The following is a 22,092-nucleotide window of genomic DNA, read 5'->3' as shown; positions in this document are numbered from 1 at the left end:
GAGGATGGAAGCATTACTAAATCTTTGGCAAGCAACGGGTATCGCTAATTTCACGTTTCCTGCATTAATCATGATCGCAGTAGGGTGTTTATTATTATACCTCGCGATTTCGCGAAACTTTGAACCATTATTATTGGTGCCCATTGGTTTTGGTGCCATATTAACTAATATCCCCGTTGCGGGCTTATCAGACCCCGGTGGCTTGTTGTATTACGTTTATCATATTGGTATTGATACTGGTGTGTTTCCGTTATTGATCTTTATGGGGGTTGGGGCATTAACTGATTTTAGCGCCCTGATAGCAAACCCTCGTATGATGTTACTTGGTGCTGCTGCTCAGTTTGGTATTTTTGCTACGTTATTCGGTGCTATCTTACTTAACTATGTACCTGGTTTTGAGTTTTCATTACAAGATGCATCTGCGATTGCAATTATCGGTGGTGCTGATGGTCCAACAGCTATTTTCTTAGCATCAAAATTAGCGCCAGACTTGCTCGGTGCCATTGCTGTAGCTGCGTATTCTTATATGGCACTTGTGCCGATTATTCAGCCGCCAATTATGCGTGCACTTACAACGCCAGAAGAGCGCAAAATTCAAATGCCACAATTACGTTCAGTGTCTAAGAAGGAAAAAATCATTTTCCCTCTAATGGTCTTGGGTTTGACTATGTTGTTCTTACCTGCTGCAACACCACTTGTAGGCATGTTTTGTTTAGGTAACTTAATGCGTGAATCGGGTGTGGTTGATCGCTTAAGTAATAGTGCACAAAATGAGATTATCAATATCACAACGATTTTCTTAGGTTTAGCTGTAGGGTCTAAATTAGCCGCAGACAAGTTTTTAACTGTCGAAACACTGGGTATTTTAGCGTTAGGCGCATTGGCGTTTTCTATCGGTACAGCGTCAGGTGTGTTTATGGCAAAAGGTTTGAATAAGTTATCTAAATCACCGATAAACCCATTAGTGGGTGCAGCGGGCGTTTCTGCCGTACCAATGGCTGCGCGAGTAGTGAACAAAGTAGGCCTTGAAAACAACCCGCATAACTTCTTATTGATGCATGCAATGGGGCCAAATGTAGCAGGTGTACTAGGTAGTGCCGTAGCTGCAGGTATTTTGTTAGCACTTGTGGGTTAAAGAACAATTTGCAGTGCTCATTCATGTTGAGAACTGCATAACTTTTACTTCCAACCGACTGGCGCAGTTTAAACTGCGCTTTTTTTTGGGCGCTTTTTGGGTATAATCAACGTTAGTTTTACTAATTACCTAAATTTAGAACCTGAATTTAAAAGGCAGTGGTATGAATATTTTTGTGATTTTAATATCCTTAGTTGTCGCTCTTGTCATTCTTGTGCCATTACTTGAAAAGTATCAATCAAAAATGGGTTTAGATGGCGCAACTAAATATGCAAAGTATATTTGGCCATTAGTGATGATTTCATTGGTTGTACAGTTGATTTATATGTTGGTGCGGTAGAGCGTAGCCGTCAGTTTTAGAGCAGCTAGGAGCGGTAAGCTGTAAGTCTTAAGCTGCTCAGCGTTAAAATTGGCTACGTAGGTTGTGTTTGAGCATCACGAAACCCAACGAATAATATCCTTTCAGTCTTTATTAAAGCACAGTATTATCACGTGTTTTATTTATTCAGTTTACTCTGAGTCGTGGGAAAATAATTTTAAATATTTATTTAAAACCAGTGGCTCAGATTTCCATGTGAAATTATATAAATACCATCGTTTCTTCAGGTTTATCCTGTGCAATTAAGGTGCAGGATTAGAGTTTCAGACAATGCCTTAGCCTTATATTGTCACTCCATAATAGTTTCTTTAATAAATATTAGCGAAAATAGATCATGTCGCTTAGGGAAGTGCTCAGGAGATAAATCGCTTTACTATACTCGTTTTGCAATATGACCTAAGTTGTGCGTTTTTTAAATACCTAGCTACTTATTTACATTACATAGCTCAGTGATTATTATGTAAATGATAATAATTACCATTTATATTGGTTTGGATTTCTAGTGTCAAAAATAAAAGTTTTATTAATTGAAGACGATAATACGTTAAATCATTATCTCACCGATTTATTGGTTAAATCAGGTTACTGTGTTGAACAGTGCTTTGATGGTTTAACAGGGTTAGAAATAGCTCAGCGTCGCCAACACCACCTTATTTTACTTGATAAAATGCTCCCTAAGTTAGACGGTGTATCACTTTTAAAAACACTGCGAGAGACCAGCCAGCAGCCTGTTATTATGGTTTCAGCCAAAGGTGCAGAAGAAGAGCGTATTTTAGGCTTGAGCCATGGCGCAGATGATTATGTTGCCAAGCCATTTAATACCCAAGAGCTGTTACTCAGAATTGAGAGCCTATTAAGACGAAGCCAAGCAAGCGTAAAACCAAGCAGTCATGTAGAAATAAATATTGATGGCCTCATGCTCAACGTTATCAAACAGGTTATTTATGTAAATGGTGAAGAGCTTGAGTTCACACCAATTCAGTTTAAATTACTTTGGGAGCTGGTTTCGCAACAAAATCAAATAGTCAGTAAATCAGATTTATACCAAGCAGTGCTTAATAAAAAGTTAGGCGCTTATGATCGTAGTATTGATATGCATCTTAGTCGAGTAAGAAGAAAACTAACAGACGCTAACTGGCTTGGGGAGCGCTTACAAACGGTGCATGGTAAAGGATACTGTTTTAAATGAAGCGAAAGTTACTTTGGAAATTATGCCTAATTTTGGCTACAGGTTTAGTTTCATTTTTTTATTTATTACATATATTTACCTTAAAAACAGAAGAGAGCATGAGTTTTATTGCAGAGCAAGATCGCATGCAGTTACAAGCGTGGGGAGCACACGCCGAAAAGCTCTATACGACTGGAAAAATAGACCAATTAAATGCTTGGTTGGCACAGTTAAAAACTCAAGAAAACACTTGGGTATCCATAGCTGGTTTTAAGGTAAACCACATAGCTGGTGAATCATTTGATCAAAATATTGTTGGTGGTTATCACTTTGGGCGCAGCATTGAATGGAAAATTCATCTCTACTTTGAGCAAAACCCCATAATGGAAATTCCTTTCACTCATACTAATGGCAGCTTATTAATAAAATTACCTGAGCGTATGCGCCCAGGTAACTACTGGACAACAACTAAGTTTATGTTGCAAATAATAATGCCAATGCTGGTTTTAGTCGTGTTATCGATTATTTTATATCGCCATATTATTACGCCTCTACAGCAATTAGAAAAAGCGACTGCAGAATTTAGCCGTGGTAACTTTTCAGTTAGAGTGGCGAAGTATTTAGGAGGACGTAAAGATGAACTTGCCCAACTTGCATTTACCTTTGATCAAATGGCTAGTCGTATTGGTGAGCTCATTAACAATCAAAGACAATTAATTTCAGACTTATCCCACGAATTAAGAACACCACTTACGCGTTTAGATATAGCAGTTGAAAACTTTGATGAGCACGAAAGTAAACAGCACCTTGAGCGAATCACTCGCGAGTCAAAACATATTCGCAAACTCGTTGAAGATAGTTTAACCCTTGCATGGCTTGAAAATGAAAAGCCGATAATTAAACAAGAGCCCGTTGATCTGGTAGACCTGCTTGATGTGTTAATTGAGGATGCTCGTTATGAATTTCCTGATCGAAAGCTGGTTGTTCATGCCCCAGCAACCGCAGTGATTGAAAATAGCTGCCATCGTGCATTATGTCCACCCATCGAAAACGTGATTAGAAATGCGCTGCGTTATACACCGGTCAATGAGCAAGTTACTATTAGCATGTCGTTGGAGTCTAGTTTTTACAAATTACAGATATGCGATCAAGGTCCTGGTATCCCTGAGCAATTTTTAAAGAAAGTATTTGAGCCTTTTTTTAGAGTCGACGACGCACGAATAAGTGAAGGAGATAGCTTTGGTTTAGGTTTGGCCTTGGCTAAACGCCATTTAGCCAGTGTTAGGGCAAAGATCTACGCACATAATGAGTTAGGTGGAGGGTTGGTAGTGGTGATAATGATTCCTATTTCTCAAATGTAACAATTGTAAAAGTCATATCATTAGTGACCTTAGATGGTAATAATTCTTAATTAAGTATTTAACATTTATTTGAGATTTAATTCATGCCATCTGTATTAATAAATAAACCGTTTGTAAAAACCAGTATTCCCAGCGCTGTAATTGCGCTTTGTTTTAACGCCAATGCGGCTATTCAAGAAGAGACTAAACAAGAACAGAAGATAGAAAAAATCACAGTCGTTGGTGCTACAACAAATTCAGAAATCACACCACTTGAGCTTGAAAACTACCAGGCAAACGATTTAGATGATATTTTTCGTCATACACCATCGGTTACTGTAGGTGGATCATTAGGCATAGCACAAAAGATATTTGTACGTGGTATGGAAGACTCAATGGTGAACGTAACAGTTGATGGTGCGCCGCAAACCAGCACGCTGTTTCATCATATTGGCCGTGTTGCAATTGAACCTGAACTATTACAAAGTATAGAAGTACAAGCCGGTGCGGGTGAAGCAACATCTGGTACAGGTGCTGTTGGCGGTGCTATACGTTTTAAAACAAAAAGTGCTGATAATTTACTCCGCGATAACGAGCAGTTTGGTGGTATTGCCAAAGCGAGTTATTTTAGTAATGACGGCCACAAAGAAAGCCTATCATTATACGGCAAGTTAACTGATGAAATAGGGGTGTTAGCGTCCTATGTTAATGTTAGTCGCAATGACATGGATGACGGTGATGGCAGAAATCTAGAAGGGACAGCAGCCGATCAAACCCTTGCATTCATAAAAGTAAACGCCGAGCTTACTGAAAACCAAAATCTTACGCTAAGCTATGAAAATCGCCAAGAAGAAGGTGAGTTTGGTAAACAAACTAACTGGGCCCAAATTGCTGGAGCACCATTGTTTGAATCATGGGGAGAGCGCGAAACCATTGTATTAAATCATGCCTGGTACTTAAATAGTTTCGTAAACCTTGAAACGACTATTTACCAAACAGAGTCTTCATTTAAACGCGAACTTTATACCTGGGATGCTGCAATCGAAACAACGGGTTTTGATATCCGAAATACCAGTGATTTAGGCAATCATACTCTGACTTACGGTGTAGAACAAAAAGTAGATAAAGTTCATGCTGCTTCTTATGAAAACTTTGGTGGTATTTTTGATGAAGAAGGCACTGTGACGGGTGTATATATTCAAGATCACTGGCAATTAAGCGATGCTTTATTACTTAGCTTTGGTGCGCGTTATGATGCTTATGAACTTGATCACAGTGGTGTTGAAGTTAACTGGGTTAAAGTTGATGGTGTCTGGGTCATTGAAACCGACGCAAGTGGTGCGCCAGTGACTTCGTCGGATAAGTTTTCAACTAAAAAACAAGATGGCATTAGTGGCAATATTGGTTTTGAGTATAGTTTTACCGAATCATTAAAGCTGTCTGCTGGTTATGCACAAGCGCTTAGAGGTAGGCAAGTTGCAGATGCTTTCACTGTAGGTGAGTTGACATATAATCAAAACTTATCACCTGAAGAAGTCGATAATACTGAGCTTGGCTTAGTGTATAACGATGGCACTTGGTTGTTTGAAGCATCATTGTACCTAAGTGTAATTAACGACGTGGTATTTGATAAGTTCAAAGGCCGTGAAGGTGTATTCAACGAAAATATCGGTGATTTAGAAACCAAAGGTATTGAACTTGTATCGGGTTATCAAGGCGATAATTTTGATGTTATCGTAAGTTATAGCCATAACGATGTTGAACTAAATAATGCCTCATTTGTGTGGCCAGACGCTAATGATGCCACTGGTTATAGCACTGTTATTATCGATGGTATTGATATGGCAGCCTATGAATATGGCGGTTTAGGTAATGCAATTGGCGATTCTATCAATATTAACTTTAACTATCACGTGAATGAGAAAATTAAGTTTGGTCTAAACTATAACCATGTTGCTAGCCTCAATGATATTGAAGTATTCCACCGTTCGATTGAACTTGGTTGGTTGAATGAGCTCGAAACAATCAATAAGCCAGGCTACGATTTATTTGATGCCTATGTAACCTATGAGCCACTCACCAATCTAAGGTTTGATTTATCAGTGCAAAACTTACTAGACGAATCTTATTTAAGCCACGGTAGTGTTGCTGACTACGGGCATATTAAGGGTTATGAAGGTGTTGTAGGCATTAAAGAGCCAGGGCGTGATATACGCCTTAGTGTGTCGTATACATTTTAACTCCTGAATTAGTTAGGTGCTTTAAGAAAGCACCTAACGGGCTTATTGATGAATATCACAAAAAAACATCTCTCAGTATTTCATGTAACTACTCGTGTGCTTATTGCTTTAATTGGCGGTTATTTTGTGGCAATGCATGGTGCTATCTTGATTGGCAATCATTTATTAAGTGATAAGACTAACAGTATTATCACAGGATTAATGTCTAGCTTTATCATTTACCTCATCACAGCGCTATTTGTATTTGCTACTAAAACAACGTTACGCGCTTTTGCCGTTGTATTGGTTTCATGTATTTTACTTTACTTTTTGAATTACTATTTGCAGGGGCCGCAATAGTATGAGACCTCGATTTAGACAATCTATGAGCTGGCTACATACGTGGTCGGGTTTTGTATTTGCTTGGCTACTATTTTTTATTTTTATTACAGGCACTGCAGGCTATTTTGAAAATGAAATAGACCGCTGGATGAAACCAGAAATAGCCATAGTTAATGAACCCATTGATGACTTAGCAATACTTGAAATTGCTCAGCAACAACTCACAGACAATGCAGAAGATGCAGCTCAGTGGTACATCAGTTATCCATCAGTACGTAACCCGTATATTGATATTTCGTGGATACAGCCAGCAAATAAAGAGACTGGGGCACGTAGGCAGTGGTATGAAAAAAACCTTGCGCCTGATACCAGCGAGCTTATAACAACCAGAGAAACCAGTGGTGGCGAAGCGTTATATCGACTGCACTATAGTCTACATTATGTACCGATTGTTGTTGGCTATTTGGTCACTAGTTTAGCCACGATGCTGATGCTGATTGGCTTAGTCACTGGGGTGATTATTCATAAAAAAATATTCATTGAGTTTTTTACTTTTCGTGCTAATAAAGGGCTGCGAAGTTGGCTCGATATACATAACATTTTTAGCGTATTGCCACTGCCTTTTCATTTGATGATCACCTATAGCGGGCTTATTTTATTAATGGGTATTTCATTTGCCCCTGTGGTGGATGCAACCTATGGCGAAGGCAAAAAAATGCATCGCCAGTTATACAATGAAACACAAGCTGAAAACCTTACAAAGGAAGTTATAGCGTTACCCGCTGAAAACTTATCACTTGAAAGCGCATTAATTGATGCAAAATCACGTTTTAAAGATCAAGCAGTAAGTTATTTGGGGTTAATTGACCGAAATACAGCGCAGCCAGGGTTTGAAGTGTGGTTCGATGCACAAGAGGGCATTGAGCTTGCGACGCTCATCACCTATCGCGCTGTCGGTGGGCAAGTTCAAATAGAACAAGCCACAGGAAAAAAATACAGTGCAGCTGAGGTTTATGATGTGCTGGAGCATTTACACGAAGGATTGTTTGCTGATACTTATCTAAGGTGGTTGTACTTTCTATCTGGCTTGCTAGGGGCTGGAATGATAGCAACGGGAATGATTATTTGGGTGCAAAAACGTAAAAAGCAGCAATCTAGGTTTATCAATGTTATCGATAAGCTTAATGCAGCTGTGGTCGTTGGCTTACCCATAGGCATCGCGGCTTATTTTTGGGCTAACCGTTTACTACCTGTTGAAATGGCTAGCCGTGCCCAATGGGAAATGAACAGCTTGTTTATTGTATTTGCATTGTGTAGCTGTTTTTGTATTACGCGAGCAGCAGAAAAAGCCTGGCAAAATATGCTGTGGTTAGCAGCTGTAGCCTATGCCTTGATACCACTTGTTAATATGCTCACAACAAAGCACAGTATATTATCGAGCTTACAGAATAATGATTGGTTAATGCTGGGGTTTGATTTAAGTATGCTGGTTTTTGCTGGGGTTTTTGCTGTTACGGCGATTGTGCTGCAAAGGCGAAGTGTTATTGGCTTTGCAAACGCACATGTAAAGCAAACAGTAAAAGGTATTTAAATATGTTGATATTACTACAAATAATGCTGCAATTAGTGGGCTTTACACTGCTGAGTTTGTCATTACAACGCCATTATAACTATGTATTTAGTCAAGCATTGGGCTTAAAAAAAAGCACCTGTATATTGTTTAGATGTGCTGGCTTTGCATTACTTATTGTTGCAGCAATTAATGCAATCAGTCTGTGGGGCAATTCACTTGGCTTAGTCTATGTTTTTGCAACCGCAACACTAATAACGACTTTATTAGCTGTTTTATTAGCTTATATTACAAGAGCAAAGATAATCGCCAAATAAATTAGCATAACAGTAACACTCATCACGGTTGTGATTTATCAGTAATTATTAAATACGGTTGAGTCATTATACAGTTAATTGGTAGAGCCCATTCGGTAATATTATTCTTTACTGTTAGTTTAAAGTTTTAATTCAATTGCAAAAAAGTCGATCACAAACGCAACGATTGACTTTGTTTAGACATTAAAAAACCGTTGCTATGTGAATAGCAACGGTTTTATTTTCTGACGGCTGACCGCTCTCTTATTTAAGCGCTAGCTGTAGCTCTCTGTTGCGCTCTAACTGTGCTAAGAATGTATCTGCAATCGGCTTAAACTTCGCAAGCTCTGCGCGAGGTAATGGCTCAGATTTAGGTAGTTTAACTGTTTTAGGGTTGCGGTGAACGCCGTTAACTAAAAATTCATAGTGTAAGTGAGCGCCAGTTACGCGGCCTGTGGCACCGACAGTACCAATTTTTTGGCCCTGCTTAACTTTTTGGCCTTTTTTAACCGCGCGTTTGTTCAGGTGCAAATATTTAGTAACGTACTGAGTGCCGTGGCTAATAAATACATAATTTCCATTATATTTACTGTAGCCTGATTTAATAACTTTACCGTTACCCGATGCAACAACGGGAGTACCTGTACGAGCTGCATAATCAATACCACGGTGTGCTTTTACTCGCCCTGTAACAGGGTGTAAGCGGCGCGGGTTGAAGCTCGAACTAATATATTTAAAGTTTACTGGCGCACGTAGAAACGCTTTTTTCATACTGCGGCCTTCCGGCGTATAGAAGTTATCATCACTGTGGCGAATTGCTGCGTAGCGTTGGCCTTGATTAATAAATTCAGCGGCAATAATTTTACCAGTGCCTATAAATTCACCGTCAACATAATGTGATTCGTAAATTAAACCAAACTGATCACCTTTACGAATGTCATTAGCGAAATCCACGTCCCAGCCAAAAATATCAGCAAAGTTCATAATTTGGCGTTCGCTTAAACCCGCTGAAATACCAGAAGTCCAAAAGCTATTGCTGATTTCACCGCCGGTAGATTTAGTTAAGGTTTCGATTTCTTTGCTATCAATTGAGGTATCGTAGTTACCGTCTTCGTTTAATGTAACAAATAAAGTGTCTGTTTTTGAAATCACATAACGTAACTGCGCTAAAGAGCCATCTTCAGCTGTCGCAAAACTAAGTATTTCACCTGGGTGAATTTTAGTTAGCTTACGTGTTTCTGCATTGGTGTTAAGTAATTTATGAACGGTTTGCGCATTAAAACCGGCGCGCTTAAAGATAAGTGCTAAATTGTCACCGTTCTTTACTTCAAAATCGACTAGGTCATATTCTGGTAATTTTGCTGCGTCTTCTTGTGAATTTAATTCAGTTAATTGTTCAGCGTCATCAACTTTAATTTGTAATTCGTAGCGTTTGCCGATTTCGAGTGCTCCCGCACTGTTATCTTTTGAGGCGGTTGCTTTTTCAGAAGGAATAAGGGTTAGGGCAGCAATAGCAGAAACAAAACCTAGAATAAGCAATTTGTGTTTTTTTGGGAGTTTGTGCACAACGTGAACCATAACGTGCCTTTTTCTGCTGTCAAGATAATTAATCATTAATATTGCAGGATATACTTAATAAAGCGTTAATACCAGTGTTTTGTGGATTTAAACTGTGGCTAATTTACGCTAGAATCCCTAGGTTGACTGAATTTTTTGGAGTAATACAAGTGGATTTACAAACCGCTCTAGCAGAGATTAAACGCGGTGCAGAAGAAATATTAATTGAAGACGAATTAGTCGAGAAGCTAAAGTCTGGTAAAAAGCTGAAGATCAAGGCGGGTTTTGATCCAACTGCACCTGACTTACACTTAGGCCATACCGTATTAATTAATAAAATGAAAACCTTCCAAGACTTAGGTCACGAAGTGATTTTCTTAATTGGTGATTTCACCGGTATGATTGGTGATCCAACTGGCAAAAATGTAACACGTAAGCCACTTACTCGTGATGATGTATTAGCAAATGCTGAAACGTATAAAGAGCAAGTATTTAAAATTCTGGATCCATCTAAAACAACAGTTGCGTTTAATTCATCGTGGATGGAGAACTTAGGCGCTGCTGGCATGATCAAATTAGCTGCACGTCAAACTGTTGCACGTATGCTTGAGCGTGATGACTTTAAAAAGCGTTATGCAAATGGTCAATCCATTGCAATTCATGAGTTTCTATATCCTTTAGTACAAGGTTGGGATTCAGTTGCATTAGAAGCCGATGTTGAATTAGGTGGTACCGATCAACGTTTTAATTTGCTTATGGGCAGAGAGCTACAAAAAGATGAAGGCCAAAAGCCGCAAACGGTACTAATGATGCCTTTATTAGAAGGTACCGACGGCGTGCAAAAAATGTCTAAGTCGCTAGGGAACTACATTGGTATTACAGACGCGCCGAATGACATGTTTGGTAAAGTAATGTCAATCAGCGATGAATTAATGTGGCGTTATTATGATTTGCTAAGTAGCTTATCAATTGAAGAAATTGCTGCGTTAAAAGAAAAAGTTGCACAGGGTACTAACCCACGCGATATCAAAATCGATTTAGCTAAAGAAATGATTGCTCGTTTCCATAGTGACGAAGCTGCACAAGGCGCACATGAGGATTTCATTAAACGTTTTCAAAAGAACGCATTACCTGATGATATCCCAGATGTAACTGTGACCATTGACGAAGACACTGTATTTGTAACGAACATGCTTAAAGAAGCAGGGCTCGTCGCTAGTACTTCAGAAGCTATGCGTATGATCAAGCAAGGTGCGGTAAAAATTAACGGTGAAGAGAAAGTAACAGACTCTAAGCTGGAAATCGCAAAAGGTAGCACGGCTATTTACCAAGTAGGTAAACGTAAATTTGCCAATATTACGGTTGCTTAAGTAGCTCTATAGCTAAGAATGAAAATTCAGTAATAATATAGCCAAACTAGCTAAGAGGTTTGGTTATCCAAAAACCAGCTTCTGCTGGTTTTTTTATATCGTTTTTATAATCTCAATACCAAAAATCACCAATAACCAAAACCCGCGAGCCTGATTTAAACGACTTACCAGCACTGCTATATCTTCAGCTTTTGGTAGCCTCTCAGTACCTATACGCATTTTGTTAAAGCGCTGCGCTTGATACATAGCAGGTCCGCCAAGCTGCACAGCCACTGAAGCTGAGCATGCACTCAATAACCAACCTGAATTACTTTGATAAAAGTGTCTTCCATAATGCTTTATGTAATGAATACTTTGCTTGGTAGCTTTGCTGAGAGCAACAGTTACAGTTAGCAAACGGATTGGCAGCCACTCAAGAATAAATAATAGCCCTGAAATAGGTCTTAAAAAAGCATTGTTAGGAGGAAGGTCGCTGCGCCAGGCTTGATGCATTAAGCTCAACAAGTGATAACTTAAGGTTGCCATGGCGCCAAAAACCAAATATATAAAAATAACGGCAAAATAATGGCGGGCAACTCTTAGCGCGAAAGTTTCCATGGTCGCTTTACAAATACCTGCATTTGAAAGCTTACTTACATCACGAGCAACTAATGGCTTGAGTAATTCTCGCGCGGTTGCTTTTTGGTTTTGCCTTAGCAGACGAGCTATACGAAGCGCTTTTTTTTGTGGTGTTTGCCATTGCAGGCACATATATAAAATTAACCCAGCTAGTAACTCAGGGTAATAAGCGAACTCTAGTAGCAGTACTGTAATGGTTATTATTACAAGTATAACTAAGCTAAAACACAATATTGAGGACAAATATTGGTAGCTATTAGGTTCTTTGGCACGATAAACGCGTTTACCCAAAGCACGAAATATTACAGATAAGAACGTATTAGGGTGGTACCAACTACTTAAAGGCAAAAAGCGCTCAACAAGGAGCGCTAATAAAAACACAATAAAGTCCAAATGTTGTTGAACTAGATTGGGTAACACCTTATAAACTAACCGATGTTAGTTTTTCAAGCAAAGCAACAACCATCTTAGAAGAGTTGATAGATGCCGTTTCTAAGTATTCTTCGAATGATTGCGGCGATTCTTTACCAGCAATGTCCGACATAGAACGAATAACCACAAAAGGGGTTTCTAAGCTATGGCATGCTTGAGCAATAGCAGCACCTTCCATTTCGACTGCAAGCATAGTTGGAAAGTCTGTACGTGCTTTATCGATACGTACAGGGTCACACATAAATGAATCGCCAGTACAAATTAAGCCTATCAACGTCTTAACGTCACTGATTTGAGCAATACTTTGCTCAGCCGCTTCAATCAATTTAGGGTGTGCAGCAAAACCAGCTGGCATTTGTGGAACTTGACCAATTTCATAACCAAACGCAGTTACATCAACATCATGATGGCGTACTTGAGATGAAATAACCACATCGCCAACGCTAAGTGATGGATCAAAACCACCGGCAGAACCTGTATTAATCACGCAATCGGGGTTAAAGTTATCAATCAATAATGTTGTTGCTATGGCTGATGCTACTTTACCAATACCTGATTGAACCAAGGTAACAGTGTTGCCAGCTAATTCACCTGTATAAAAAGTAAAGCCTGCTTTAGTTAAAATTTGTGGGTTTTGCATTGTCTCACGCAAAATTTTAACTTCTGGCTCCATTGCGCCAATAATACCAACATTCATAATTTTTGATTCCTCGAATTAGATGCCGTGATTATACTGTAAAAATGAGAGTAGGGTAAAACCAAACAAAAAAATGCGAGATTAATCTCGCATTTATATAGTTTTAAACTCTAAATTTCGGCTAATGCTGTTGAATGCGCTTTTGCCTGAGAGGGGGAAAGCACTGCTGGTTTTGTCACCCTGTTACGGCTTGGTCTAACACTCGGAGCAGCTGGCTTGCCAAGCTTAAACATAATGGCATTACGAACTTCACTTGGTCGATAACCTGATTTAACTTTCATACGAATGTGGGGGATCCCTGCTGATTCTAATGCACCATTGACAAACCAATCGCGCTGCGCTTTGTGGCCGTCTTTGTTAGCGTTATTAACTAAATCGACAGCAGCAACAATCGTCATTTTTTCTTTGTCGATCAAGACAAAATCTAGCTGTTTATTCTTTGCTTTGGTAATTGCCGCGCGTTTAGCCTTCGGTGACAAGCCCTTTTTACAATCAATAACGTCTATCAGTTTAACCCGACTGACAATCTTATATTGATCGCCAACAGCACGTTCAAGTAAGTTTAAAAAAGCACTCTCTACTTGTGTAAATACACTCTCTTTGCGGGTGAAAGGATAAGGATTGCCGCCATCATCGGTAAATTTTGATGCAACAACAGATGCCCCTACAACTAATACTAATATTGATAATAAAGCGAATTCCATATGGTAACTCCACAACAACAAATTGACACTTTAAATTATTAGCAATTAACGTGCCTAATTGTAGTGGAGTCACTTTTTTATTAAGGCTGGTAGCCGTCTTCTATGCCTTTGACTGCAATAGCAACAGCATCATGTGCGTGTAAAGATTCATAATGATTTATTCTTAACCAATAATCGGTGTACTGCGCGTCTTCTAATCGCGATTTGATTTTTCGCGCGGCATCCTCACAGAACATTAAATTTTGACCATTAAGGCGTGCAAACTCTTGTTCATCTTCGCGCTTAACAGCCGCTTGTACTGGGGTCTTTAGCTCATTTTCTAGCGTATCTATTAAATTAACGACATCAAACTCTGTGATCTGTTCATCTAGCTTAACTTTTACATTCGCAATAGAGCGCTGAGAGTGCGGAGTAGCAACAATTCCCTCTGTACTGCCCAACCAATTAAGAACCTCTTGATGGTTAAGCGCATGTTTATCAAATTTTTCAACAAACGCATTTTGTATAAGTTGGCGTGCTAAAGCAGCTGAGCAAGGACACGTTGAAGAGTAAGTGACATCGACACTCAGTTCAAAACTTAGTTGCCCGCGGTCAATTTTTGCCTCTAACACGAGTGGGTAGCTTTTCCAGCCAGTTTTGCCACTGAGTAATGATTTTCTACGCAGTGGAAGTTCAAATTTAAACTCTACTTTAGCTTGGTTACTCAAACCTTCATGGCTAGATATAAATTTATCAAGCGCTTGAGCGATGGTTTTAGGATTAACTTGCTGTTCGGTAGATAAGGTATCTAGCGCTAAAAACAGGCGCGACATGTGGATACCTTTGGCATCTTCTTTATGAAGGTTTACAAAAGCGCTTGCTTTAGAATTAACGTTAACAGGTGTAAGGCCACGAGATTCAAAAATAAATGGCAGTTCAATTTCTGACATACCCACCCAGTTTAATTTACCTGTTTGAAGGGCTGGAGCCGTATCCGCTATATCGGGCATAGTACTTTGCATGAAAAATCTCGTTATTGGCAAGTTTAAAAGGCGTTATTTTACACGAAATAATTTAAAAAAACGTGGTAGATGAAAATTTTATGTTTTCGTCGCGGAACATGAAAATTGTTAAAGTAAAAATGCTAAAATACTTCAATAGAGAGATAAGTTTTAGTTCATCTAGCCAGATCATTATTGCTTGGTTTAGATGAGAAGGCATATCAGTAATGGCTAGTATATGTTTCTAAGTTGTTCTATTAACTCAAATCATTAAGTTACTTTTGTATCAATTTGAATTTGAGAATACTTATTTTCAGCCATAGTGATGGTATTTACTCTCTATCTTTTATAGCTTTACTTAAATTGTAGGCCTTCGGATAGTATAATTAGCAATCTATCTGCGTATTGAGCCACTTATTCAACGCTATCACTGCGCTAATTGCTTTTACAATGATATCAAGCGCATAGCCACGAGACAGATTTAAATATGATAGATTCTCCTTTGAGCCCTTGGGTTCGAATGCTTTCCAGTTTGATTACACGTTTTGGTGAATTTAAAGCAGCCGCTATTTGCTATGCCCTATTATTGGTTGTTTCGCTGATATTGGCCTGCATGTTCTATTACGTTGCTGTTGGGCAAGTTGTTATCGTTGATGTTCTCGCGATGCTGTTTTTTACCGCGGTTGTATCACCCATCATAATCAGTGTGTTGATTAACTCCATTCGCCAACTCGATGCAACATATGCCTACCTCGATAGTGCAACTAAGCAAGAAAAACTTCTTAACCAAACGCTTAAAGACAATATCAAGCGCTTAAATGTTGAGATTGATGAGCGTAAAATGGCTTTTCAAGCCAAACATAGTGCGATTGAAGAGCTACGTAGAGAGATTGCTGAGCGTAAAAAAACGCAACAGGAACTTGCACAGCAGGGCATGCTACTTCGTTCTATTGTCGACTCCTCACCAGATCTATTTTATTACCGTGATAATAATGGTGTATTTGCCGGGTGTAATAAAATGTTTGAAAAGGTGATAGGTAAACCTGTTAGTGAGCTAATTGGAAAAACAGCTGAACAAATATACCCTGAATCCTACTTGCCAGAGGTACTCACAACAGATAATAAAGTAGAAGAAACACACCAAGCTCTTACGCTCGATGTCGAATATCCAGTAGATAATGAAAATCGTTGGTTTGAAATGCGTAAGTTGCCTTTTATTAATGATGAGGGTGAATATATTGGTTTACTGGCGTTTGGTCGTGATATAACCAGCCGAAAAGAAGCAGCGCAAGCACTTGAAACTGCCTATAAGGACAAAGGGAAATTTATTGCCACACTCAGCCATGAATTAAGAACGCCATTAAATGGCATTGTTGGTTTAACTCGTATGCTGTTGGATACAGAGCTCGATAAGCAGCAACGTAGTTGGTGTAATACCGTATTCTCAAGCGCTGAAACCTTGGGTAATATCTTCAATGACATTATCGATTTAGACAAAATAGATCGGGAACAGCTAGATATAGTTACCGCACCAATCAACGTATCAGACTTTATTAATGACGTGGTTAACTTTGCAGGATTAATTGCCGAACAAAAAGGGCTCGAATTCAATATAGAACGAAAAGGTATGCTTGACGTATACGCTGCCTTAGATCCTACACGATTACGCCAAGTTGTATGGAACCTTATAAATAATGCTGTTAAATTTACCCAAAAAGGCAAGGTGCAATTATCGTGTTTACGTGAGAATCGCGCCGATGGGACATGGCTAGTTATAAACGTAACTGATACGGGGCAGGGCATACCTCAAGAACAACTTCAACGTATCTTCGATATGTACTATAAAGCCCCAGATATAAACGGCACAAATGCAATTGGCTCGGGGATTGGACTGGCAGTAACGAAAGCTTTAGTCACTGCAATGAGTGGCCATATCCGTGTTAGCAGCACTGAAGGGGAAGGGAGTAGTTTTGTGGTAGAAATACCACTTTCACTGTGTGTTGCTCCCGCTGAGCAGAATTATGTAGGTAGAAGCTTAAATATTTTACTTGTGGAAGATGTGCCATTAAACGCAGAGATCGCTACAAACTTGCTTGAGCAGCGAGGGCATGAAGTTATTTGGGCTGAAACAGGTGAAGATGCACTTTCATTTGTAGAAACAGAAGATGACTTAGATCTTGTCCTCCTTGATATGCAATTGCCTGATATTAATGGTGATGAAGTTGCCAGACAAATTCGCTCAGACAGTTTCTTTGATAAATTACCTATTGTTGCCTTAACAGCGAATGTAAGAAGTGCAGAAGAGGAGCTAGAAGGAATTTCTATTCAAGGCGCATTGGCAAAGCCTATTAATACAACTAAGCTCGATAGAATGCTGGCGGACTTATTTGACATCAAACTTGCACAATCATGTGATGAAAACCGCCTTACGGTAGCCAATAAAGACTGTACTGATATAAAAGTTGAATTGTTAGATGTGGAAACAATTGAAGACTTTGTAAATTCAATGGGAATTGAAATATTTAAACGAAGCAGTAGTTTATTTGAAAAGTTAAACCCGCAATATCAACAGGAATTAGCTACGTCCTTACAACAAGATGATAGAGAAGAGTATAAATCAGTTGCACATAAGCTAAAAGGGGCAGCAGGCTCTGTAGGTTTAAACGACGTACAATTACATGCTAAAAAAATGGAGCATGGGGCGCTTGATGAGGATATCGACCTGTTACAAATATGGTTGGTTGAGCTTGGAGATAAAATAAATGAAGGACAACATGCCCTTCATTTATTCTTGCAGCAACTAGAGATGTAGTTGCTGAGGCGGAATTAACGTAGTTTAGGCGTCAATTTTACCGATAAAGCGATAGCCTTCACCATGGATGGTGCTAATCAACTCTGATGTACTGTTATCACTTTCAAAATGCTTACGAATGCGACGGATTGTTACATCAACAGTACGGTCATTTGCACGTAGCTCACGACCAGTCATATGTTTGATCAGTTGTTCACGGCTGAAAATACGACCTGGTGAATCAAGCATTAAACGTAGCGCTCTGTACTCACCTTTAGGAAGGCGTTTAGCGTCACCATTTGGTGATGTTAAACAGCGACTATTTTCATCAAGTTCCCAGCCATTAAACGTAATAACACCATTTGTTTCGAGACTAGACTCTTCACCACCAAGGGCTGTGCGAGAAATTAAGTTACGAGCACGAATAGTTAATTCACGTGGATTGAATGGCTTAGTGATATAGTCGTCTGCACCAATTTCAAGGCCTAGTATACGGTCAACATCATTGTCGCGACCGGTTAGGAAAATAAGTCCAACGTTACGCTTTTGACGTAATTCACGTGCTAAAATAAGCCCGTTTTTACCTGGTAGGTTGATATCCATAACTACAAGATTCACATCATCATTATTTGTAAGCTTGTCATGCATGTCATCGCCATCAATGGCTTCAATAACTTTGTAACCTTCAGCTTCAAATAAACTAACGAGGTTTAGTCGAGTTACGTCTTCATCCTCTACAATCAGAATGACTGGCGTTTGCATTATTAATTAACCTTTTCGGAATATTTTATTTACAATTAATTCGGTACTGTATTATAAAACCGAATACAGAGATTATAGGAGTATATCCATTTGTTAACAAGTAAAATCAATTTGGATGAAACTTAGAAACAGCTAATAACCGAGACTGAACTTTAAAGTTACTGCCCATCAGTTGCTGCTTATTGATATACAGTCGGATTCTATTCCCTTCTTGGACCAAAGCGGCGATACCACCTTTTTCTAAAAAATTGATACTCTCACCCACTGTTAAGGTGTCTGATGAAGTGGTATCGATCCAAAAAGGAATTATATCATCTTCCAACGTTTCATCAATGTATGTGATATCACAAAAGCTATAAAGTTCCGAAGTTTGTTGGTTTTTATTAATTAAAACGACTTCAATCGGCTTTTCATTTATTGTTAGTGACGAATTACTCTTAAAAACGCTACCTATACCTTGTTCTAAGTTATAAAAACAAAACGTAACAGCTTGATTCTTTGACTCAGGATTAAACTCTACAAACTTACTCATTTGAAACAAAAAAGCGGCTTTGACTTGCTCTGGTGATTTCGCCAATACAGAGCTAGATGATATACATATTAATAAGATTAATAATGCTCTCGTCCTCATTTTATTTTCGCTTCATCAGTTGGTAGAGTAATTATAAAGCTGGTTCCACGTTCGTCCTTCTCGTCGTAAAAAACGTTTCCACCAAGGGCTTGTGTAACTAAGTTGTAAACTAAATGCATACCTAAGCCACTGCCACCTTCACCTCGTTTTGTGGTAACAAACGGGTCAAAAATACGTTTCTTGATTGTTTTGTCAACACCAACACCATTATCGCGATAATTAATAATTAAACTGCTCTCATTACGTTCAATGGTGAATTCAATTTCATTACCGATATTATCTTTAAAGCCATGAATAACTGAATTGCTGATTAATTGCTGTAAGACTTGTTGTAATGGACCTACTTTCGTTTCGAAGATTAGTTCGCTTGGGCAATGAACCTTTACTTCGGGTTCTTTGGGTTGCATGTCTGCACGCATTGATAAAAGCACATCTGAAATTAAATTGTTAACATTAACAGCAGACTTAATTTCACCGTCTTGAGTTACTGCAACCTTTTTAAAGCTTGAGACTAACTCAGCCGCTCGATTCAAATTTCGATAGATAAGATCTAAATTCTCAATGCCATCATCAATAAAGCGTTTTAACTGGGTTGAGGTGAGGGTTTTCTTTTCAAATCCATTGTTGATTTCGCTAAGTTTGTCTCTAAGTAGAGTGGAGCCTGTAATACCTAGCCCGATAGGTGTATTTACTTCATGAGCAACACCAGCAACCATTTGACCTAAAGAAGCCATTTTTTCACTTTCAACAATTTGATTTTGATACTGATGCATTCTTTCTAATGTGTTCAATAGCTCTTGGTTCGCTTCACGTAGGGCAATCGTGCGTTGATTAACTTTTTCTTCAAGGCTTTGGTTTAATTGTTTTATTTCAAGCTTATCATTCTTGTGACGCTCAATTTGGTTTTGAGTTCGGGTAAGCATTATGTTGAGGCTGCTAGCGAGCATATTTATTTCGCTGATATTTGTTTTTGGTGCGCGGACATTATAATTATGATTTTTTGACACATCTTGCAATAGTAAGCTGAGATCATCAATTGGGTTGGCGATCCGTTTTTGAATACGTTTCGCGACAAAAAACACCAGCACTAAAACAAATAAAGTGAGAAGAATATCAATGATTATCTTTTTGTTGATATAATCATTTAACCTTTCTAAGCCGCCCCGTATGTATACATAACCCTTAACTTCACCCTCATACATTATGGGCTTAATTAGCTCAACCTGGTTGTCCGTTATCCTTGCTTCTTTGAGTTCATCAATACTATCTACACGCAATGGAACCGGCGGGGTTTTCTTTGCATTAAAGCTAGTAAAAAACTCAGCTTTGTTTGAAATTTCATTTATAGAATAGATATGGATATTTTTTACAAGAGGAATACTCTCAAATGACTTAAGTCGTTGCTCCTCAGTTTTATTATCATCAAATAAAACGGTGATTTGTGCATTAAAAGATATTATCTCGGCAAGAATGTTAAGTTTACTAATAATTAATTGTTTTTGCTCTTTAACATCAAGATAAGTAGATATTGAAATCGATAACGATAAGCATAATGCTGTAACCAGCATAACAGCGCTGATAAGAGCTTTTCGTATACTGGTTTGTGGTAGAGGTTTAGGCATTTTTTAGATGAAGCCCGAATGCTGTCGTTATTGTAAGTTTTTTAAGTCTAGCAAAAGCAAAGGAAAGAGACTAAAAAATATCAAAAAATTATTGAGTTGATTAATGCCTGTTGACCTTTGTGGATTAAAATTCGTTCAAACTAGGGGGGATTTGATTGCGGCGCAAGGTTTGTAACTTAGCGGGCTAAGTAAAAAACGAGCAAAGTTTCCGCATCCTGCTCACGCTCTTTACCTACATCCATTTAGGTATTAAAGGGTTAACCGCCCATAAATGAGGCATAACCGCATTACATAGGCACTGCCTTGCCTTAGCATCAACATTGTGCTTAAAATTCAATCTTAAGAGGTCAGCAGGCCTCGATTTTTATATAGCTTAAGCCCCTATTGCTGCATTAAGTAGCGATAAAAATATTTATTATGTACTTAAATTAGCTTGAATACACGGCAAACTTATTATTTTTATGAACAGTTTGATATTCACCAAATTGCGTTTCTAAAATAGGTGGGTATTTTAAAAAGCAGTTTGCAACAATAGTAAGCTTGCCTGATTTAGTTAGATGTTGTTTTGCATTACTTAAAAACTGCTCTGCAATAGTATAATCAGTAGCAATACCTGTGTGAAAAGGCGGGTTAGAAATTATTAAATCAAACTTACCTTTGATATTAGCAAGGCCATCACTAAGGATGGCTTCACCATTAATGTTATTCAAGGCTAAAGTTTGTGTTGTGGCATAAGCCGCGAGTGCACTTACGTCAGAGCAAACAAATGATAATGACGGGTTTTTAAGGCCTAAAAATGTTGCAATCAAACCAGCGCCACAACCAAAATCAAGCACTTGGCCATTTTTGATGTTTGGTGCGTTTTCCAATAGCATCTTAGTGCCGGCATCAAGTTCACCGTGATTAAATACCCCTGGAATGCTTATCGCATTGAACTGGGCACCTGCTACATCAACAGTAAATTGTTTGTGGTAGCGACCAATGTTAAATGCAGCTGACTGTGTAATGCCTGAAAATAAATATAAGGCACAATGGCGAGCGCTATCAATCTTACGCCCGAACTCACAGTTAGCGTTAAATTGTTTCTCTATTGATTTAACGCCGCTTTTATTTTCGCCAACAACAAGTAAATCCGCATCTTCATTAATTACTGCGCGAATGTTATCCAGAGTCATTAATGCTTCTGGCTTGGCTTTGGGGTAATAGTAAATCACTAAATCAAATTGCTTATTGGCGACCTCATGACTCACGCATACATCTATACCACTAATATTTTTAGCAAACTCACCATTTGCATAGTTATAGCTAAAGGCTGTGATATTACTATTAGGGTTTAAACTTTTAAGTTGAGATAAAAAGCCATCTTGCACAAAATTAACCACCAAAATAGACTCAGCATTGAGTGACTCGCTATTTCGTAGTAATAATGAACTTGGGTTGGTTAATGCGCTCATAAATGGCTTTACCTTAAGTTTATTT

19 protein-coding genes are annotated in these 22,092 nt (G+C 38.6%); 10 read left to right on the top strand and 9 right to left on the bottom strand.

All coding sequences use genetic code 11. From position 1 onward, the window contains the following. The first annotated feature begins 4 nt into the window (after positions 1 to 4). The 8 genes from ACFI4Z_RS08425 (at position 5) to ACFI4Z_RS08390 (ending at position 8,470) form a co-directional block, all read left to right on the top strand. Positions 5 to 1,135, top strand: coding sequence for a sodium ion-translocating decarboxylase subunit beta (locus ACFI4Z_RS08425; RefSeq protein ID WP_462670190.1), 1,131 nt, complete (start codon positions 5 to 7; stop codon positions 1,133 to 1,135). A gap of 163 nt (positions 1,136 to 1,298) precedes the next feature. Next, entirely contained in the window at positions 1,299 to 1,475 is a 177-nt protein-coding gene (locus ACFI4Z_RS08420) for a hypothetical protein (RefSeq protein WP_394193506.1), read from the top strand. 541 nt (positions 1,476 to 2,016) lie between these two features. Continuing rightward, entirely contained in the window at positions 2,017 to 2,703 is a 687-nt protein-coding gene (locus ACFI4Z_RS08415) for a response regulator transcription factor (protein ID WP_462670189.1), read from the top strand. Further along, a complete protein-coding gene (locus tag ACFI4Z_RS08410) occupies positions 2,700 to 4,043 on the top strand; it encodes a histidine kinase sensor domain-containing protein (RefSeq protein ID WP_462670188.1) in 1,344 nt (447 codons plus the stop codon). The genes ACFI4Z_RS08415 and ACFI4Z_RS08410 overlap by 4 nt, the downstream gene beginning before the upstream one ends. An 83-nt stretch (positions 4,044 to 4,126) precedes the next feature. Further along, positions 4,127 to 6,262, top strand: a complete 2,136-nt coding sequence (locus ACFI4Z_RS08405) for a TonB-dependent receptor (protein WP_462670187.1) — start codon at positions 4,127 to 4,129, stop codon at positions 6,260 to 6,262. A 48-nt stretch (positions 6,263 to 6,310) separates the two neighbouring features. Continuing rightward, on the top strand, positions 6,311 to 6,601 hold the full coding sequence (locus tag ACFI4Z_RS08400; RefSeq protein ID WP_462670186.1) for a hypothetical protein: 291 nt from the start codon (positions 6,311 to 6,313) through the stop codon (positions 6,599 to 6,601). A 25-nt stretch (positions 6,602 to 6,626) separates the two neighbouring features. Then, positions 6,627 to 8,174 carry a PepSY-associated TM helix domain-containing protein gene (locus ACFI4Z_RS08395; RefSeq protein WP_462670185.1) on the top strand — a complete coding sequence of 516 codons (1,548 nt, stop codon included), beginning with the start codon at positions 6,627 to 6,629 and terminating at the stop codon, positions 8,172 to 8,174. 2 nt (positions 8,175 to 8,176) lie between these two features. Then, positions 8,177 to 8,470 (top strand): DUF3325 family protein, encoded by a 294-nt coding sequence (locus tag ACFI4Z_RS08390; protein ID WP_462670184.1) that lies wholly within the window; start codon positions 8,177 to 8,179, stop codon positions 8,468 to 8,470. A gap of 243 nt (positions 8,471 to 8,713) precedes the next feature. Here ACFI4Z_RS08390 and ACFI4Z_RS08385 read toward each other — a convergent pair whose 3' ends face one another. Then, a complete protein-coding gene (locus ACFI4Z_RS08385) occupies positions 8,714 to 10,027 on the bottom strand; it encodes a peptidoglycan DD-metalloendopeptidase family protein (protein ID WP_462670183.1) in 1,314 nt (437 codons plus the stop codon). A gap of 149 nt (positions 10,028 to 10,176) precedes the next feature. On the opposite strand from ACFI4Z_RS08385, the gene tyrS reads away from it, so the two are divergent. Next, entirely contained in the window at positions 10,177 to 11,376 is a 1,200-nt protein-coding gene (gene tyrS / locus ACFI4Z_RS08380) for a tyrosine--tRNA ligase (RefSeq protein ID WP_099296616.1), read from the top strand. Between the two features lie 93 nt (positions 11,377 to 11,469). Here tyrS and ACFI4Z_RS08375 read toward each other — a convergent pair whose 3' ends face one another. From ACFI4Z_RS08375 to folE2, 4 genes are all read right to left on the bottom strand, one after another. Next, a complete protein-coding gene (locus ACFI4Z_RS08375; protein ID WP_462670182.1) occupies positions 11,470 to 12,414 on the bottom strand; it encodes a cobalamin biosynthesis protein CobD/CbiB in 945 nt (314 codons plus the stop codon). A gap of 1 nt (position 12,415) precedes the next feature. Further along, positions 12,416 to 13,123, bottom strand: a complete 708-nt coding sequence (gene mtnN, locus ACFI4Z_RS08370; RefSeq protein WP_462670181.1) for a 5'-methylthioadenosine/S-adenosylhomocysteine nucleosidase — start codon at positions 13,121 to 13,123, stop codon at positions 12,416 to 12,418. Positions 13,124 to 13,233: 110 nt separating this feature from the next. Beyond that, entirely contained in the window at positions 13,234 to 13,827 is a 594-nt protein-coding gene (locus tag ACFI4Z_RS08365; RefSeq protein WP_099296619.1) for a DUF2726 domain-containing protein, read from the bottom strand. 80 nt (positions 13,828 to 13,907) lie between these two features. Then, a complete protein-coding gene (gene folE2, locus ACFI4Z_RS08360; RefSeq protein ID WP_462670180.1) occupies positions 13,908 to 14,828 on the bottom strand; it encodes a GTP cyclohydrolase FolE2 in 921 nt (306 codons plus the stop codon). A gap of 466 nt (positions 14,829 to 15,294) precedes the next feature. Here folE2 and arcB point away from each other — a divergent pair, with 466 nt between their 5' ends. Beyond that, positions 15,295 to 17,619, top strand: coding sequence for an aerobic respiration two-component sensor histidine kinase ArcB (arcB, locus tag ACFI4Z_RS08355; RefSeq protein WP_462670179.1), 2,325 nt, complete (start codon positions 15,295 to 15,297; stop codon positions 17,617 to 17,619). Between the two features lie 24 nt (positions 17,620 to 17,643). Here the strand turns inward: arcB and arcA are convergent, their stop codons facing one another. The 4 genes from arcA to rsmC all read right to left on the bottom strand — a co-directional run bounded on the left by arcA (position 17,644) and on the right by rsmC (position 22,067). Continuing rightward, entirely contained in the window at positions 17,644 to 18,360 is a 717-nt protein-coding gene (gene arcA / locus ACFI4Z_RS08350; RefSeq protein WP_099296622.1) for a two-component system response regulator ArcA, read from the bottom strand. 106 nt (positions 18,361 to 18,466) lie between these two features. Beyond that, positions 18,467 to 18,937, bottom strand: coding sequence for a YfiR family protein (locus ACFI4Z_RS08345; RefSeq protein ID WP_462670178.1), 471 nt, complete (start codon positions 18,935 to 18,937; stop codon positions 18,467 to 18,469). A 50-nt stretch (positions 18,938 to 18,987) separates the two neighbouring features. Then, positions 18,988 to 20,613 (bottom strand): ATP-binding protein, encoded by a 1,626-nt coding sequence (locus tag ACFI4Z_RS08340; RefSeq protein WP_462670177.1) that lies wholly within the window; start codon positions 20,611 to 20,613, stop codon positions 18,988 to 18,990. Between the two features lie 428 nt (positions 20,614 to 21,041). Beyond that, a complete protein-coding gene (gene rsmC, locus ACFI4Z_RS08335) occupies positions 21,042 to 22,067 on the bottom strand; it encodes a 16S rRNA (guanine(1207)-N(2))-methyltransferase RsmC (protein ID WP_462670176.1) in 1,026 nt (341 codons plus the stop codon). Positions 22,068 to 22,092: the final 25 nt, after the last annotated feature.

Source organism: Pseudoalteromonas sp. RWi3, from assembly GCF_054960735.1.
This window is presented reverse-complemented; position numbering and strand designations above follow the sequence as displayed.

Excerpts from the sequence above, each read along its gene's own strand:
- arcB (WP_462670179.1), top strand. The coding sequence starts at position 15,295 with ATGATAGATTCTCCTTTGAGCCCTTGGGTTCGAATGCTTTCCAGTTTG.
- ACFI4Z_RS08395 (WP_462670185.1), top strand. The coding sequence starts at position 6,627 with ATGAGCTGGCTACATACGTGGTCGGGTTTTGTATTTGCTTGGCTACTA.
- ACFI4Z_RS08390 (WP_462670184.1), top strand. The coding sequence starts at position 8,177 with ATGTTGATATTACTACAAATAATGCTGCAATTAGTGGGCTTTACACTG.
- folE2 (WP_462670180.1), bottom strand. The coding sequence starts at position 14,828 with ATGCAAAGTACTATGCCCGATATAGCGGATACGGCTCCAGCCCTTCAA.
- ACFI4Z_RS08385 (WP_462670183.1), bottom strand. The coding sequence starts at position 10,027 with ATGGTTCACGTTGTGCACAAACTCCCAAAAAAACACAAATTGCTTATT.
- arcA (WP_099296622.1), bottom strand. The coding sequence starts at position 18,360 with ATGCAAACGCCAGTCATTCTGATTGTAGAGGATGAAGACGTAACTCGA.
- ACFI4Z_RS08405 (WP_462670187.1), top strand. The coding sequence starts at position 4,127 with ATGCCATCTGTATTAATAAATAAACCGTTTGTAAAAACCAGTATTCCC.
- ACFI4Z_RS08420 (WP_394193506.1), top strand. The coding sequence starts at position 1,299 with ATGAATATTTTTGTGATTTTAATATCCTTAGTTGTCGCTCTTGTCATT.
- ACFI4Z_RS08365 (WP_099296619.1), bottom strand. The coding sequence starts at position 13,827 with ATGGAATTCGCTTTATTATCAATATTAGTATTAGTTGTAGGGGCATCT.
- ACFI4Z_RS08410 (WP_462670188.1), top strand. The coding sequence starts at position 2,700 with ATGAAGCGAAAGTTACTTTGGAAATTATGCCTAATTTTGGCTACAGGT.
- ACFI4Z_RS08425 (WP_462670190.1), top strand. The coding sequence starts at position 5 with ATGGAAGCATTACTAAATCTTTGGCAAGCAACGGGTATCGCTAATTTC.
- ACFI4Z_RS08400 (WP_462670186.1), top strand. The coding sequence starts at position 6,311 with ATGAATATCACAAAAAAACATCTCTCAGTATTTCATGTAACTACTCGT.
- rsmC (WP_462670176.1), bottom strand. The coding sequence starts at position 22,067 with ATGAGCGCATTAACCAACCCAAGTTCATTATTACTACGAAATAGCGAG.
- mtnN (WP_462670181.1), bottom strand. The coding sequence starts at position 13,123 with ATGAATGTTGGTATTATTGGCGCAATGGAGCCAGAAGTTAAAATTTTG.
- ACFI4Z_RS08340 (WP_462670177.1), bottom strand. The coding sequence starts at position 20,613 with ATGCCTAAACCTCTACCACAAACCAGTATACGAAAAGCTCTTATCAGC.